This window comes from Nigerium sp., assembly GCF_039811905.1.
Taxonomy (GTDB): domain Bacteria; phylum Actinomycetota; class Actinomycetes; order Propionibacteriales; family Propionibacteriaceae; genus Propioniciclava.
Map to the genome: position 1 here is coordinate 1 of NZ_JBDHZL010000071.1, position 13,325 is coordinate 13,325.

The 13,325-nt window shown below is 71.6% G+C and carries 12 protein-coding genes; 8 read left to right on the top strand and 4 right to left on the bottom strand.

Translation table 11 applies throughout. The annotated features are described in order from the left end of the window. From WMJ97_RS11095 to WMJ97_RS11120, 6 genes are all read left to right on the top strand, one after another. Positions 1-505: FMN-binding protein (locus WMJ97_RS11095; RefSeq protein WP_347349057.1), on the top strand; the 505-nt coding region annotated here is incomplete at its 5' end. A gap of 4 nt (positions 506-509) precedes the next feature. Then, positions 510-1,361, top strand: a complete 852-nt coding sequence (locus tag WMJ97_RS11100) for an FAD:protein FMN transferase (RefSeq protein ID WP_347349058.1) — start codon at positions 510-512, stop codon at positions 1,359-1,361. A 237-nt stretch (positions 1,362-1,598) separates the two neighbouring features. Then, positions 1,599-2,021 carry a hypothetical protein gene (locus WMJ97_RS11105; RefSeq protein WP_347349059.1) on the top strand — a complete coding sequence of 141 codons (423 nt, stop codon included), beginning with the start codon at positions 1,599-1,601 and terminating at the stop codon, positions 2,019-2,021. Positions 2,022-2,028: 7 nt separating this feature from the next. Further along, positions 2,029-2,523, top strand: coding sequence for a phosphoribosyltransferase (locus WMJ97_RS11110; RefSeq protein WP_347349060.1), 495 nt, complete (start codon positions 2,029-2,031; stop codon positions 2,521-2,523). Between the two features lie 215 nt (positions 2,524-2,738). Next, positions 2,739-3,233 (top strand): hypothetical protein, encoded by a 495-nt coding sequence (locus WMJ97_RS11115; protein ID WP_347349061.1) that lies wholly within the window; start codon positions 2,739-2,741, stop codon positions 3,231-3,233. Positions 3,234-3,240: 7 nt separating this feature from the next. Beyond that, positions 3,241-3,561 (top strand): transcriptional regulator, encoded by a 321-nt coding sequence (locus WMJ97_RS11120; protein WP_347349062.1) that lies wholly within the window; start codon positions 3,241-3,243, stop codon positions 3,559-3,561. 57 nt (positions 3,562-3,618) lie between these two features. Here WMJ97_RS11120 and trxA read toward each other — a convergent pair whose 3' ends face one another. From trxA to WMJ97_RS11140, 4 genes are all read right to left on the bottom strand, one after another. Then, on the bottom strand, positions 3,619-3,942 hold the full coding sequence (trxA, locus tag WMJ97_RS11125; protein ID WP_347349063.1) for a thioredoxin: 324 nt from the start codon (positions 3,940-3,942) through the stop codon (positions 3,619-3,621). A gap of 106 nt (positions 3,943-4,048) precedes the next feature. Next, on the bottom strand, positions 4,049-5,038 hold the full coding sequence (gene trxB, locus WMJ97_RS11130) for a thioredoxin-disulfide reductase (RefSeq protein ID WP_347349064.1): 990 nt from the start codon (positions 5,036-5,038) through the stop codon (positions 4,049-4,051). A gap of 121 nt (positions 5,039-5,159) precedes the next feature. Then, positions 5,160-8,669, bottom strand: coding sequence for a murein biosynthesis integral membrane protein MurJ (gene murJ, locus WMJ97_RS11135; protein WP_347349065.1), 3,510 nt, complete (start codon positions 8,667-8,669; stop codon positions 5,160-5,162). Continuing rightward, positions 8,666-10,612 (bottom strand): DUF6049 family protein, encoded by a 1,947-nt coding sequence (locus tag WMJ97_RS11140; protein WP_347349067.1) that lies wholly within the window; start codon positions 10,610-10,612, stop codon positions 8,666-8,668. The genes murJ and WMJ97_RS11140 overlap by 4 nt, the downstream gene beginning before the upstream one ends. Positions 10,613-10,699: 87 nt before the next feature. Between WMJ97_RS11140 and WMJ97_RS11145 the strand changes: the two genes are divergently transcribed. Both WMJ97_RS11145 and WMJ97_RS11150 read left to right on the top strand, forming a co-directional pair. Continuing rightward, positions 10,700-12,106 carry a CCA tRNA nucleotidyltransferase gene (locus tag WMJ97_RS11145; protein ID WP_347349068.1) on the top strand — a complete coding sequence of 469 codons (1,407 nt, stop codon included), beginning with the start codon at positions 10,700-10,702 and terminating at the stop codon, positions 12,104-12,106. Between the two features lie 105 nt (positions 12,107-12,211). Then, positions 12,212-13,325, top strand: a 1,114-nt coding sequence (locus WMJ97_RS11150) for an LssY C-terminal domain-containing protein (protein WP_347349066.1), incomplete at its 3' end; no start/stop codon positions are given.

A 13,325-nucleotide genomic window follows, 5' to 3' on the forward strand; every position in this document is an offset into this window, starting at 1 on the left:
GGCGTCCGCGGCGGCGTCCGTGGGCGTGCTGTTTCTCGGCTGGCAGGCGGGCACCGCCCACGGACAGACCGCGCTCACGCCGACCACGCCCACCACGACCACGACGACCTCCGGGGCGTCCGGAACGTCGGGGGGCTCGTCGTCCGGCACCTCGTCGTCCGGCACGTCTTCGTCCGGCACCTCATCGTCCAACTCGTCCACGAGCGGCGGGACGTCCGCGTCCACCAGCGCGTCCGGCACCTACACCGGCACGACCGAGACCCACCGGTACGGGTCGGTGACCGTCACGGTGACGCTCAGCAACGGCACCATCACGAACCTCAACGCCGACGTCGTCTCCGACGGTGAACACCGAAGCGAGAGCATCAATGCGGAGGCCGTCCCGATGTTGGAGAGCGAGATCAAGTCCGCGAACAGCGCCGACGTCTCGACCGTCAGCGGCGCGACCTACACGACGACCGCCTACCTCGAGTCGCTGCAGTCGGCGCTCGACCAGGCCAAGTGATCCCGTGAACGCGACCTCCGAGATTTCGCGGACGCCGTCCCCCTCGGACGCCTTGCCTCACGACCCCGCGCCCGCCCTCACTCTCGCCGAGCCCTTCGTCTTCGAGGCGATGGGCACGGTCGTCAGCGTCCGGGCGGTGGGCGGCGTCCCCGCGGCCGCGCGCCCTCACCTCCGGGACGCCTTCGAGGCCCTCGAGGACCGCTTCAGCCTCTACCGGCCGGCGTCCGAGGCGTCCCAGGTCGCGAACCGGACGCTCACCCTGCGGCAGGCGTCCGACGAGTACCGCCGCGTCTACGACCTCGCGATCGACTGGCGCGCCGCGACCAGCGGCGCGTTCACCCCCCACCGCCCGGACGGTGCCGTCGACCTCTCGGGCATCGTCAAGGCGCTTGGCATCCAGGCCGCGGCCGCCGTGCTGGACGCCCACGGCGTCCACGACTACGTGCTGAACGCGGGCGGCGACGTCGTCGTGTCGGGCGCCCAGCCCGACGGACGCCCCTGGGTCGTCGGCATTGTCGATCCCGACGACCGGACGCGGCTGCTCAGCCAGTACTCCGCGCCGGTCCCCGTGTCGGACGCCGGCGGCGAACCCACCTCCGCCCCCACCCGGCGAGCCGTCGCGACGTCGGGCGTCGCCGAGCGCGGCGACCACGTCTGGCACCTCGGCTCCGACGACACGTTCTGCCAGGTCACCGTGGTGGCCGACGACATCGTCACGGCGGACGTCTTGGCCACGGCCGTCCTCGCCGGCGGCCCGGGGACGTTAGCCGAAGCCACGACGGGATGGCCGGGTCTCGAGGTGCTCGCGTGCGCCCCCGACGGACGCCGTTGGGCCACCCCCGCCTTCCGAGCCTGAGAAAGAGCATTAACTTCTTCTCAGGAGAAAGGGGTGTCGGCGTCCGCCTGTCGGGCCGACACGCCCGGAGTTGACGAACAATGTCATGCAAGCGAGGAAACAGCAGGTTGACTAGTGCAGACAACGTTCTCAGTCACCCTTGAGTAGGACTCGATCATCCCTAGGAACGACCAGGTTTGGACTTAAGTTCACTCCCTCGGTTGAGCAGGACTCTTGGTTTTTTCTTATAATGGGTCCATGCGTAACCCCAACGCCCTCGACGGGATGGTGCGGTGGCTCGCGGTGACGGCCGTGGGTGTCGTGCTGCTGCTCGTGCTGCCCCGGGAACTCCTCGGCACGCAGCCCCTGCGCCTCGGGCGGCTGGTCTTAGCGCCGTCGGCCCTCGTCGGGGGCGCCGTGCTCGTCGGCGGCTGGGTGTACGCCCTGGTGCACCTCGGGCTCCTGGCTCGGCGTTGGGCGCGTGACTGGGTGGCATCGCTGGCGGCGTCCGGCATCGTCGTGCTTCCGCCGTTCGCCGTCTGGGCCGGCTTGTCCGGCGGCCCGCATCTGGCGATGTGGCTGGGTTTCGCGGCCGGGGTGTCCTTCGTGGCCTGGGCTCTGCGCACTGATTGGCTCGCACGCCTGGTCGAGCGAAGCATGTCGGTCACCAGCCTGCCATGATGAGGGCATGACGGAAGAGCGCGAGATCCTGGAGTGGCAGCAGTTCGGGGACGCCTGCCGCGAACTCACTCAGAGCGTCGTCGACTCGGGTTTCGAGCCCGACATCGTGCTCTCCATCACCCGGGGCGGGCTGCTCCCCGCGGGGGTGATCTCCTACGCGCTCGACATCAAGAACGTGCACATCATCAACGTGGAGTTCTACACCGGCGTCGACGAGCGACTGCCCGAGCCGATCTTCCTGCCGCCGCTGCCGGCGACCAGCTATCTGGCCGAGCAGAAGATCCTGATCGTGGACGATGTCGCCGACACCGGCGAGACCCTCCGCATGGTGCGCGACTTCGCCGACCGCATCGCCCTGGAGAGCCGCGTCGCCGTGCTGTACGAGAAGCCGCGCTCGATCATCGCCTGCGACCACGTGTGGAAGCGCACCGACCGGTGGATCTCCTTCCCCTGGTCGTCGCAGCCCCCGCTCGTGAAGCGCTCGGCCGCCGTCAAGGACTGACCGCGCGGGGCGCGCCCGGGTAGGTTTCACCGCGAGCGCCCGACCCTGACTGGCGCGTTCTCAGTGGCCCCCGCTGAGCGGAACCTCGCTCACGGCCCCGCGCCGAGAACGCGCCAGTCAGGGTCCGGGGGTGGGCAGAGCACACGTCGGCCACCAGGACGCAGAGTTGGTTGCCACATCGGTAACCAACTTCTATCCTGGTGTCAGGAGGCGTCATGACCGGCGAAGACATCCATCCCATCGTCCCCGAGGACGCCCGCGCGAGCCTCACGGAGGTCGAGCGCGCGCGGCAGGAATCGGCCCAGCTCGCGCTCGAGACCTGGTGGACGTACGCGCTGGTTTCGGTGGCCGTCGGCGCTGGGGTGGGCGCCGTCAGCTTCCGGACGCCCGCCGGCTACATCGCCGGCGGCGTATTCCTGCTGCTCGTGACGGCCGGCGCGATCGTGGTCGCGGTGCGGCAGCGCCGCCGGCGCCGCGGACGCATCCTCGACGAGAGGGTCCTCCGCGACACCTGGTGGCGCTACGCCGCGTGGTACACCCCGCTGTTCGTGCTCACCGCGATCCGGCCCGACCCGGCCTGGCAGCCGTGGTTCGCGCTCGTGGCCGGCGTCGTGGTGGCGTCCGTCAGCTACGTCTACCTTCGCTGGACCGATCGTTATCAGGCTCGCCGCCTCGCCGCCGGCGACTACGGCCCCTACGACATGGTGTGAGCCGCGCATGGTCAACGCCCGGTTCGACGACCTCATTCACGCGCCGCTGCGGCTGCGCATCTGCGCGGCGCTCGACACGGCGTCCGACATCGAGTTCGCGGCGTTGGAGAAGCTGCTCGACGTCACGACGCCGAACCTGTCCAAGCAGTTGAAGCTGCTCACGGACGCCGGCTACGTGCGGCTCGACAAGCGCCGCCAGGCGGTGGGGCGCCCTCGGACGTGGGTGGCCCTCACCGCCACCGGACGCCGCGCCTACCGCGGGCACGTGCGCGCGCTGCAGGAGCTCATCGCGCCGACCCCGGACGCGAACGCGCCCGGGACCGAGTGATCGGACCCGGGCGCGCGGCAGCCTCAGGGCGGGGTCGACCCGCCCGTCAGCGCGCGATCAGAGGTACTCGCCGAGCGCCTTGATGAGGCTCGCCTTGGTCTTACCGCCCGTCATCGAGTTGACGACCTCGCCGTTCACGAACACCTGCAGGGTCGGCAGGCCGAGCACGCCGTACTTCACCGGGGTGTCGGGGTTGGCGTTCGTGTCGAGCTTGAGGAACGTCACCTTCTCGCCGTGCTCTTTGGCCAGCTCGTCGATGATCGGCGACAGCTGACGGCAGGGGGCGCACCAGTCGGCCCAGTAGTCGACCAGCACGGGCTTGTCGGACTTCAGCACCTGCTGCTCGAAGGTGGCGTCGGTGACTTCTTCGACCTCGGACATGACTCTCCTTCTCGGTGGGACGCGGCCACGCTAGCGGGCGGGGCCGACAGTTTTTCGGGGGACCGGTGGGTGTGCTCGGGACCGGTCGTCGTTCGACGCGGACGCCTCAGGCCGTCGGCACCGGCTCCTCGCCGCGTGCGTGGGCCTTCTCGATCTCGACGGCGTCGGCCAGGGTGGCCAGGTAGCGCTCGGCGTCCAGCGCGGCCGCGCAGCCCGTGCCGGCCGCGGTGATCGCCTGCCGGTAGGTGTGATCGACGAGGTCGCCCGCCGCGAACACGCCCGGGATGTTGGTGGCCTGCGAGCCCGGCTGCACGAGGACGTACCCGGCGGCGTCCACATCGATCTGATCGCGCACCAGCTCGGAGCGCGGGTTGTGGCCGATGGCCACGAACACGCCCTGCACGGGCAGGGTGCGGGTCTCGCCGGTCACGGTGTCTTTCAGCACGAGGCCCTCGACGGCCTTGTCTCCCTCGATCGCCTCCACCGTGCTGTTGAACGCGAACCGGATCTTCGAGTCGGCCTGCGCCCGCGCCTGCATGATCTTGGACGCGCGGAACTCGTCGCGCCGGTGCACGATCGTCACCGAGTTCGCGAAGCGCGTGAGGAACGTCGCCTCCTCGATCGCGGAGTCGCCGCCGCCGATGACCGCCAGATCCTTCCCCTTGAAGAAGAAGCCGTCGCACGTGGCGCACCACGAAACGCCCTTGCCGGAGAGCCGATCCTCGTCGGCGAGCCCCAGCCGCCGGTACCCGGACCCCATCGCGAGGATCACGGTCTTGGCCTCATACCAGGTGCCCTCGGAATCCTTCACCCGCTTGATCGGGCCGGACAGGTCGGCCTCGGTGACGTCGTCGGTGATGAGCTCGGCGCCGAACCGCTCGGCCTGCGCCTTCATGTTCATCATCAGGTCGGGGCCCATGATGCCCTCGGGGAAACCGGGGAAGTTCTCGACCTCCGTCGTGTTCATGAGCGCGCCGCCGGCCTCGAGCGCCCCCTCGAACACGAGGGGCTTCAACTCGGCCCGCGCCGCGTAGACCGCGGCCGTGTAGCCGGTCGGGCCGGAGCCGATGATGATGACTTCGCGGACGTCCGTCATGGTTCCTCACACAGATTCGACAATGATTGCCTCGAGCCTAACGTCCGGACGCCGTCCGGCGGGTTCGCGACGTCCCCCTCAGCGCCGGACGCCCGCGCGGTATTCCCGCGGGGGGCGGACCCTACCGGCCGACCTGGATCTCGGCGATGCTGCCCTGGTACGCGCTACCGGACGCCGCCTGCGGCAGCCGGGTGAGGTACACCAGCACGAAGCGCGTAGTCACGGGCTGGTCGAGGTTCACCGTGAAGTCCCCGGAGCTGGCCGGCACCTCCTTGACGGTCCGCCATTCGTTCTCCGAGCGCATCGGCGGGACGACGGCCGCGGAGTCGCTCGGCACCCGGATCTGCGCGGTCGTCGCGCCCGAGCCGAGGTCGAGACGCACCCACGAGACTTCCTTGGCCGAGCCCAGGTCGACGACCAGCCCGACGCCGGGCTTGCGCCCGTTCAGGTCGGGGCTGCGGCCGTAGCGCTCGGTCGTCCACGACGTGCCCGGACGCCCGTCGGTCGCGTTGCCCACCTGGCCAGGGTTTTCGCGGTTGTCGCCACCGTCGCCGCTCGGGTCGAAGTCGCGCACCGACGAGATCGCGTACGTCTCGACCGGGCCCGCCGGCCCGCGGCGGGAGACGATCGCGTTGCCGAGGACGCCGATCAGGCTGAGCACGAGCACGATGCCGAAGCCGGCCATGAGCACCTTGAGCCACGTCCGGGGCGGCTCGGGCGTCGGCACGGCGTGGATCGCGTGATCCTCCGTGATGTGGTCGCGCTTCGGCGGCGGCACCGGCGTGAACGGCGCCGTGGCCTCCTCGTTGCGGTCGAACTCGTAGGCCTCGGTCGCGCCGTCGACGTCGTCATCGTCGTCATCGTCGTCGTCCGCGGAGTCGGCGGCGCCCGGGGCGTGGTGGCCGCGGTCGGCGTCCACGGGCAGACGCTGGCTGAGGGACGCCCCCGCGGCCAGCGGGGACGCCAGCAGGCCCGCGTCGGAGACCTTCGCGAGGTGGACGGGGTGCACGGGGTAGCGCAGCCGGCGGTCGAGGTCGTGCGAGGCGTCCAGGCCGCGGAGGATGTCGTTGAGCGCCCGGCTGATGTCGAGCGCGGTCGTCAGCCGCGTGGCCCGGTTCGCCGGCACGGGGCTGAGGATGCGGTCGACGATGCCGTTGATCGCCGGCGAGAAGCCGGCGCGCACCTGCCGGGGGAGCAGCGGGCGTCCGTGGGAGTCGGTCGGCACGGGCTGAAGGCCGTAGCCGGGGCCGTCGGGCCAGCGGGCCAGCAGGGCGGCGTAGAGCACCTTGCCCAGGCCCTCGACGTCGAGCTGCTCGCCGGGGGTCGTGTCGTCGGCGTCGGGGTGCAGCGCCGCCTCCACCAGGAACCCGACGATCTTCACGTTGCCGCTCGCCGTGATGACGACCGTGTCGGGGTTGAGCTCGCGGTGGTAGAGCCCTTGGGCGTGCATGCCGATGAGGCCGTCGGCGAGCTCGCGGACCATCCAGGCCGCCTCCGCCTCGGTGAGCGGGCCGTGCTTGAGGGCGAGCTCCAACGACTGGCCGGGGGCGTACTCGCAGACGATGTACGAGCCGTGCGGCTCGTCCTCGACGAGCACCGCGTCCAGCACGCGGAGGAAGCGCGAGTCGGTCGCCGGGGCGGCCTTGCGGGCCTCGTCGAGGATCTCGAGGGTCCGCGGGTCGTCGGGTGCCAGCACGTGGAGGAGCACGGGGCGCGACAGCATCTGGTCGAACCCGAGCCACGTCTCGGTGCCCGCGCGGCGGTACAGGCAGCGGTCGAGTCGGTAGCGCTCGTCGAGAACCTGCCCGGTGTGCACCAGGCGCTCGCCGTCGGGGTCGGTGGCCGACGTCGAGGACGCCGGGCCCTCGCCCGGCTCGGGGTACGTCATCGGCTGCGGGGTCGCGCCCGCGGCCGGGGGGACGTCGGGGCCGGTCAGGTCGTTCGACGCGACTGCCGCGGCGTCCGGGGGTGGCGGCTCGTTGCCGCCCTTGCCGCGCCGCCGCAGGACGCCGACGAGCTGGCTCGCCTCGGGGATGCCCAGCCGGTTGGCGAGCACGAAGAACGAGGCCACCGCGATGACCGCGGACGCGACGAAGCACACCGCGATCACGACGCGCGACTGGTCGAGCGACCACCACGTGATGACCGCCGCGACCAGCGCGCCGGGCAGCACCGCGACGCCCAGCCGGGCGAGCTGCTGCAGGATCGGGCGTCCGTGCAGCGCGGGCAGGCGCCGCTTGAGCGCGCGCCAGGTGATGAACGCGCCCAGGAAGTAGGACGCCGCGTACGCGATCGCCAGGAACGGCGCGACGAGCGCGGGGCTGTGCCAGAAGCCCACCAGCACCAGCGCGAGCACGGCGTTCGCGCCGGAGATCGCGATCTGGAGGAAGAACGGCGTCCGGGTGTCCTCGAGCGCGTAGTAGCCGCGCAGGCACACGTATTGGACGGTGTAGGGCACGAGGCCGACCGCGAAGCAGGCGAGCGTCCACGCGACGGCGGGCCAGTCGCGGGCGCCGGCCCCGTTGCCGAAGACCAGCATCGCGAACGGGGCCGCGAGCACGAGCAGCCCCACCGACGCGGGAAGGATGAACGTGTTCGCCAGGCGCAGGGTGCGGGTCGTCTCCGTCGCGACGCCGTCCATGTCGCCCGCGGCGGCCAAGCGGGACGCCGACGGCAGCATCGCCGTCGCCAGCGACACGGTCAGCAGCGAGTGGGGCAGGATCCAGACCAGGTAGGCCGTGTTGTACGTCGCGTAGCCGGCGCCGCCGTCGGTCGCGGACGCGGTGGCCGACGTCGCGAGCTGCGTGACCAGCATCGAGACGAGCTGGATGACGAGCACGTAGCCCAACATCCACTTGGCCAGGTGGAACGTGGCGCCCAGGCCCTGACCCTTCAGGTCGAACCGCGGCCGGTAGCGGAACCCGATCGCCCGCGTCGGCGGGATGAGCGCGGCGGTCTGCAGGACGATGCCGAGCGTCGACCCGCCGGCCAGCAGCCACGCCTGCTCGTTGGTGAACGGCACCGACTTGTCGCCGTGGGTGCCCCAGACCCCGATGTAGGCCCCGAGCACCGCGATGGTGACGATGTTGTTCACGATGGGGGCCCACATCATCGGGCCGAACTTGTCGCGGGCGTTCAACACCTGCCCGACGAGGAAGAACGCGCCGAAGAAGAAGAGCTGCGGCATCGTGATGTAGGCCATCAGCATCAGTTGCTGCCAGTGGGCGGCCATCGCGGGGGCGCGCCACGAGCTCGCCCACAGCCCCATGAGCTCGGGCGTGAAGACGTAGGCGATCGCGGTGAGCAGCGCCAGCGCGATCAGGAAGGCCGTCATGATGCGGTTGATGAAGGCCTCGCCCTTGTCGGCGTCCGACTTGATGTGCCGCACGATCTGCGGCACGAGCACCGTGTTCAGCGCCCCGCCGGCGAAGATCATGTAGAGGTTGTTCGGGACGACGGTCGCGAGGTTGAAGGCGTCCGCCTGCCGCGTCGTGTTGCCCAGGGCGATCACGATCAGCACCGACCGGACGAAGCCGAGCGCGCGCGAGATCATCGTCCCCGACGCCATGACGGCCGTCGCGTTCAGCAGCCGGCGTCCGGACGCCTGCTGTTCGGGCTTGTCGTCACTCATCTCGCGGTGGTTCCCCTGCTCCTTCGGACCTGTCGGATGCGCCACGCCGTCGACGCGACGAGCACGACTCCCGACACCACGGTGATCACCCAGCCGACCGCACCCAGGCTGGTTGCCTCGACCGTGATGGTCACGTCGGGGGTCAGCCTACGGCCATCGAGCGCCTCGACGTGGACTCGGGCGTCCACGACGCCGTTTCCGGACGCCTCGACCGGCAGTTGCGCGGTCTCGCTGTCGCCCGGACGCACCGTCACCTCGCGGGAGTCGCCGACCTCGATCCGCTGCGCGTTGGCGCTCTGGGCGGCCACCCGGACCGTGATCGTGTCGGTCAGCCCGTTGGTCACCGTGACCGGGAACGTGCTCTCCGCCGACGCCATCGTGACCAGGGGCGTCGCCGACAGCCGGATGCCGTCGGAGATCGCCGGCGGCCCGACGCGGGCCTCGATGGCGTCCAGGTAGTTCTCCTGGTAGGCGCGGGCGCCCGACCAGGACTCGCTCGAGATCCGGCACAGGGTGTCGTCGATGGCGTTCGCGACGCCGGAGCGGGGGGCGGCCGAGCCGTAGGCGTCCATCGCCGAGCTGAGCCGGCTCGCGCGGGCGAGAAGCCCGGACGTCACGGCGGGCAGGGACGCCGGCGTCGGGCCGAGCGCCCGCTCGGTCGGACGCTGCGCGATGATCTGGTCGAGCGTGACCCGGTTGAGCCAGCCGGAGCTGCTGCGCTGGTCGATGCTGGCGTCCTCGGCCGTGCGCACCAGCCGGACCTCGGTGCCCGCCGCCCGCGACAGTGCCGACGTGGCGGCCGCCCTCGTCAGGGCCACGTTGCGCACCTGGGGCGCCGTGACCTGCGGCCCGGGCGTGACGGCGCCCACGACGTCGGCGGTCTCGGTGAGCGACCACGGACGCCCGCCCCCGACGGCCGTCGTCAGCACCGGGATGCCGGCGTTGCCGACGATCCGCAGGGCGGCGGCGTCCACGCGGTCGAGCACGGCGAGCGTGGAGAGCTTCAGCGGGGACGCCTCCGTCGCGGCCTGCGCGCGGGCGAGCACGGACGTCGTCCCGAGGGCCGCGCCGCCCGCGATGTCGGGCTGCGCGTAGAGCCCGCGGTAGCCCGACTCGGCCGTCAGCTCCCGGAATCCGGCGAGCCACTGCTGGGCGGCCTGCTGGCCCGAGCCGGCCCGCGTCCCGGTGCCGTCGACGACCCGGTAGCCGTCGGCCATGTCGACGGCCGCGTCGTACAGCGAGGGGTCGATCACGTAGCTGACGCCGGCCCCGCCGGCGGCGGCGACGAGCGTGGTGAGGCGTCCGGAGAGGTCCTGGGCGAGGCTGTCATCGGCGAAGAGGTTCGGCTTGATCTGCGTCGGCCGGGCGCTCAGGACGACCACGGTCGCCACCCGCGGCTGCGTCGAGCCGGGCACGGTGACGAGCGAGCGGTCGCGTTCGACCAGCGAGCGCTTCCCGGACACCGCCGGCGCGGCCGACACGTTCGCGCCGACCCAGTAGGAGGCGTCCCGGCCGAGGCCGAGCTCGGCGAGCGTGCCGCGCAGCGTGAACGTCGAGGACGCCTGCGGCGCGAGCGCCCCGCCCGCGGGCGTCAGGCGGGTGCTCATGGCCGTGTCGAGGCGGGGGGCGGCGCCGTCGGGCAGATCGTCGGACGTCAGCGACTCCGTGATCTCCTCCCGCGTGGTCAGCGGTTGCCGCGAGCGCCACAGGTCGGCGCGCACGGAGTACACGGGCGCCGACGAGTTGTTCGTCACCGTGCCGGTGACGACGACCTGGCCGCCGGTCAGCACGACCGACGTCAGTTGCACATCGACCGCGGACGCCGCCGGCGCGGCCGCCGCGGCGGGCGTCCCGAGCAACGCGGGGACGACGGCGAGCACGAACGCGACGACCCAGGCGGCCAGCCGGCCGCGGGTGCGGCCGGTGCGGCCGGGTCGGGTCATCACGCCGCCCATCGTAGGGCGCCGATCATCCCGGGCCCGCTAAGCTTGTCGACCGTGCCTTCTCTGACCCCGCCGCAACGGCAAGCCCTGGAGCGGGTGGTGCAGTCGGCGCCCTCGGTCCGGCGGCTCGGCGACCTCTTCGCCGGCGCCGGCTTCCAGCTCTACCTGGTCGGTGGCCCGGTCCGCGACGCGCTGCTCGGCCGCGGGGAGAACGATCTCGACTTCACCACGGACGCGCGGCCCGACGACACCGAGCGGTTGCTGCGCCGCATCACCGGCGCGACGTGGGACATGGGCCGCGAGTTCGGCACGATCGGGGCGCGCGTCCGCGAGGGGGCGGAGGACTGGGTCGTCGAGATCACGACGTTCCGCGCCGACGCGTACGACCCGCACTCGCGCAAGCCGATCGTCGCGTTCGGCGACAACCTGGCAGACGACCTGGTGCGCCGCGACTTCCGGGTGAACGCGATGGCCCTGTCGGTGGTGACGGGCGGGTTCGAGGACCCGTTCGACGGCCTGGCCGACCTCTCCGACCGAGTGCTGCGGACGCCGTCGCTGCCGGAGGTGTCCTTCAGCGACGACCCGCTGCGGATGATGCGGGCCGCCCGCTTCAGCTCCCAGCTCGGCTTCACGGCAGCCCCCGACGTCGTCGCCGCGATGACCGACATGGCCGACCGCATCGAGATCGTGTCGGCCGAGCGCGTCCGCGACGAACTCGCGAAGCTGCTGCTCACCGACTCGCCGCGGGCCGGGCTCGACCTGCTCGTGCGCACCGGGCTGGCCGACCGCGTCCTGCCCGAGCTGTCCGCGCTGCAGCGCGAGGTGGACGAACACAACCGCCATAAGGACATCTACGACCACACCCTGACGGTCCTCGAGCAGTCGATCGCGCTGGAGAAGGCGCGGGGGCACGACCCCGACCTCGTCGGACGCCTCGCCGCGCTCCTGCACGACGTCGGCAAGCCCCGCACGAAGAGGTTCGAGGGCGGCGGCAAAGTCTCGTTCCACCACCACGACGTGGTCGGCGCGAAGATGACGAAGAAGCGGCTCACCGCGCTCCGGTTCCCGACCGACGACGTGAAGGCCGTCGCGAAGCTCGTCGAGTTGCACCTGCGCTTCCACGGCTACGCGGACGCGGAGTGGACGGACGCGGGCGTCCGGCGGTACGTGCGCGACGCCGGCGACGAGCTGGAGCGGCTGCACATTCTCACCCGCGCCGACTGCACGACCCGCAACCAGCGCAAGGCGGCCCGGCTGCGGCAGGCCTACGAGCAGCTCGAGTGGCGCATCGACGAGCTCGCGAAGGCCGAAGAGCTGGACGCGATGCGTCCCGATCTCGACGGCACGCAGATCATGGAGACGCTCGGCATCAGGCCCGGCCCGCAGGTGGGGGAGGCCTACCGGTTCCTGCTGGAGCGGCGCATCGAGGAGGGTCCGCTCGGGCCCGACCGGGCCCGCGACGAGCTGCTGGCCTGGTGGGACGCCCGCGGCTGAGGCATCCGCGGGGAAGCGCCGGGGAGGCCGGGCGGCCGCGAGACCGGCGCGTCCGCGGGGAGGCGCCGCGGCGTCCGGGCCCGATCGGGAAATAAGGTGCTGGGCATGGGCACGCTCAAACCGGTGTACGACCACCCCCCGGGGAAGGTGAACGGCGGGCTGTGGACGCGGCTGGCGCGGCTCGACCTCGTCGAGAACCTGTTCTTCGGGGCGGCGTTGGTCTTCTCGTTCGTGTTCGCGCTGATCGTGCTGGCGCAGACGACGCTGGCGCCGGTGTCGATTCTGTACGTCCTCGGGTTCTGGGCGGTGCTGTCGTACCTCGCGCTGCCGCGGCTGCACCGCGTCCTGACGACGCTGTACGTGCCCGACTACTTCATCGGCCGGGCGCGGACGAGCGACGGTCTGCTCGGCGACCCGGTGAACCTCGCGTTCCTGGGGGAGGCGGAGCAGCTGCACGCCGCGATGCGCCGGGCGGGCTGGGTGCAGGCGGATCCGGTCGACCTGACGTCGGCCGTCCGGATGATCACGGCCGCCGTCGGACGCCGCAGCTACCCGAACGCCCCTGTCAGCCCCCTGTTCCTGTTCGGCAACCAGCAGGCGTTCGCATACCAGCAGGAGGTCGAGGGGAACCCGTCGCAGCGGCATCACGTGCGGTTCTGGCCCTGCCCGCCCGGCTGGCTGTTGCCCGGCGGACGCCGCGTCGGCTGGGTGGCGGCCGGCACGTACGACCGCAAGGTCGGCCTCTCGCTGTTCACGTTCCAGGTGACGCACAAGATCGACCGCAACATCGACATCGAGCGCGACTACATCGTCGAGACGCTGCGCTACGGCGTCCCGGAGACGCGGGTCGAGGTCATCGAGGACTTCTCCACCGGCTATCACAGCCGCAACGGCGGCGGGGACGCCGTCGTCACCGACGGCGACCTGCCGGTCGTCGACCTCACGGGCGTGGACGCCTCCGGCGAGCCGGCGCCCCCTCCGGTGAAGACGGACCTCGCGCACGAGGTGGGGCGGCGTCCGCTGTCGGTGTTGATTGCGTTCGTCATGACGCTGAGCTCGATGGGGTCGTCGCTGAGCTACGCCCTGTGGGTCACGATGCGGGAGATCGCGGCCGACCCCGACATCACCACGTCGGCCAGAGTGGCCGTGGTCGCCTGGGTCATGCTGGTGGCGGCCGCCCTGATCTTCCTGGCCTGGCGGACGTTCGAGGGGGGCGAGC